At 52.3% G+C, this 2509-nt stretch carries 2 protein-coding genes; both read left to right on the forward strand.

The features are described 5' to 3' along the window. On the forward strand, positions 1-202 hold a 202-nt coding region (locus tag MJ761_RS10795), incomplete at its 5' end, for a hypothetical protein (RefSeq protein ID WP_239450468.1). A gap of 18 nt (positions 203-220) precedes the next feature. Continuing rightward, positions 221-2509 (forward strand): T6SS phospholipase effector Tle1-like catalytic domain-containing protein (locus MJ761_RS10800; protein ID WP_239450469.1); only part of this gene is annotated, 2289 nt, incomplete at its 3' end.

The following is a 2509-nucleotide window of genomic DNA, read 5'->3' on the forward strand; positions in this document are numbered from 1 at the left end:
CGAGTACTGGAAGCAGTTTGCCGAAAGCCAGAAACTGTGCACACCACGGCCGAGCATTAAATCCATGGCGGATTACCGCAAAAACAAGGCCAAGCTGGATGCGATCAAGGCTGAGCGCGCCAAGATTCCGCAGGTTATTTTGCCGCGTTATATCCAGCGCTTGGAAGCAGAAGGCAAGCTGCCAGTGAGCAGCCAGAAATAAGTCGTTAAGGAGTGAAAAATGGCGGGTAAACAAATCAAAAAAATCGGCGACAGCATCAAGAAAATAGGTAAAGAGCTGGAACATGCCGGCAAGGAAATTAAAGAAACGCTTGGGGATACGCTTGGAGAATTATTGCCTGGTAAAAGTATTGAATTCAAATGGCCGGTAACACATAAGCCGAAAATATTCCCCACTGAGCCCGGCGGCCGTCTGCCCGCCTCAATTGAAGAAATCCAGAAAAATCGTGGTGACTGCTTTTACAAAGCACGCAATGCGCCTAAGCCATGCCAGAAAATCCTTAAAATCAGCTTTTTCTTTGATGGCACCAATAATCACGAAAAAGCCGATAAAGTGGTCACCGGCGCTAAGCCGCCGAGTGAAGAGGAACTGAAAGCACAGACTAAAGCAGCGCCACAGGCAAAGCTGATTGACAACTATACCTATCCGCGCACCAGTAATGTGGCGCGCCTGTATCATGCCTGTCTGGGGGCAGGAGGAGGAGCCGGTGAGAATAATCTTGACCCGGATATGATCGAAAACGGCTGGTTCAGGTATTATATTCAGGGGGTGGGCACGCGTTTTGAAGAAATTGGCGATCTGGATCCGGGCTTTGCCGGCGAAGCATTTGCCCGCTATGGCCAAGCGCGGATTAACTGGGCGCTGACGCGGCTGTGTGACGCATTGGGGCAATGTAAAATCTACAACGACAAGCCGCTGAAGCTGACCGAAGCGCAGAAAATGATTAAAAGCATGGATTCGCGCATCGGCCGGAAAAGCCAGTTGGATCAGTTTATAGAGGCACTGGTGCCGGCACCGGGGAATAAACCACTGCCGCAGGCAATTAAGCTGTATGTAATCGGCTTTTCCCGCGGCGCGGCTGAAGGGCGTACATTTATCAACTGGCTGCTGGATTATCTGCTTGACCGGCCGGAAAATGCCGAAGCCAAGGAGCAACTGGAAAAACTGCTCAAACAGCGGCAGGAGCAGCGTGCCAAACTGCGCCAGTACTATCGCAAATATCCGGATAAAGAAAAAGAAGCGATTAAGGTGGCAAAAGAGCAGGAAGAAGCAGCAAATGGCGGCCCGACCAAACCACCACAGAACAAAACTAACCCGTCGCAGGGTGGCAATCAGCAAACAGGACAAACACAGCAGGGTGGCAATCAGCAAACAGGGCAAACACAGCAGGGTGGCAATCAGCAAACAGGGCAAACACAGCAGGGCGGGCAGCAGCCGGGCAGCACGGGCACTGCTCAGCAGAATAATGCGGGTAAGCCGGCATTTATTTATCTGAAGCTGCGTGGCATCCCCATCAGTATTGAAATGGCTGGCCTGTTTGATACCGTGGCCAATGTGGGCATGTCGCCGCTGGTATCGATGATCAGCGGCCATTTCAGCTGGGCACATGGCACCATGTCGCTGGAGCGCGCGGCGGCGGCACGCTTTGTTAAAAACTGCTATCACTTTGTGGCCGGGCATGAGCAGCGTAAAAGCTTTTCGGTGGAAAGCATCTGTATTGATGGCGGCTACCCGCATGGTGGCGGTGGTGAATTCCGCGAATACACCTATCCCGGGGTTCATGCAGATATTGGCGGCGGCTATCCGCCGGGCGAACAATTTAAAAGTAATTTTGGCATGGGGCATGTGGTGGCGCAGATTGCCTTGCATGATATGTATGCGCGCTGCTGGCAGCATGGTATGCCGATGCTTATCTGGGCTGATCATCCGCAACTGGCGGCGCAGATGAAAAAAACGCCGCGCTTTAAATTAAAAAATTATGAAATTATGAATAAGGCAACTGTGGATGAATTTGATACGCAGCCGGAAATGGTAACGCGTTTCAATGCCTGGCGCGATGTGTCGATTACCGATAATCTGAATCAGAATCTGCGCCAGCAGGTACACCATATTACCGCCTGGCGGATTCTGCGCTGGGTTAAGGATGGGGTGAATGGCTATGCGGATTTTCTGGGGCTGCAAATGGCTCCGGGTAAGGGTACGGCCGGGGAGAAAGAAGATCCGGCGCAGGTAAGTGCACGCGAGCAAATCATCCGGCAGGGGCGCAATCGCGCCAATGAAAAGGCGAAAGCGGGTGCTGGCGGGGGGCTGCCGCCGGCACCGGCACCAGACAGTAAAAAAGAAGATGAGCTGTGGCAGCAGGCCGGGCTGGGGGATATTCCGCCGGAGAAGCGCGATGATTTTATGAACGGTATGATTAATAAGAATTACGATCCGCGCAATGATGGCTGGGATATGCTGGAAAGTGCCAAGGATTTCAAGGCGGATTATTTGCATCAGTTTCGTTTT

The organism is Snodgrassella communis (genome assembly GCF_914768045.1).
Classification (GTDB): domain Bacteria; phylum Pseudomonadota; class Gammaproteobacteria; order Burkholderiales; family Neisseriaceae; genus Snodgrassella; species Snodgrassella communis.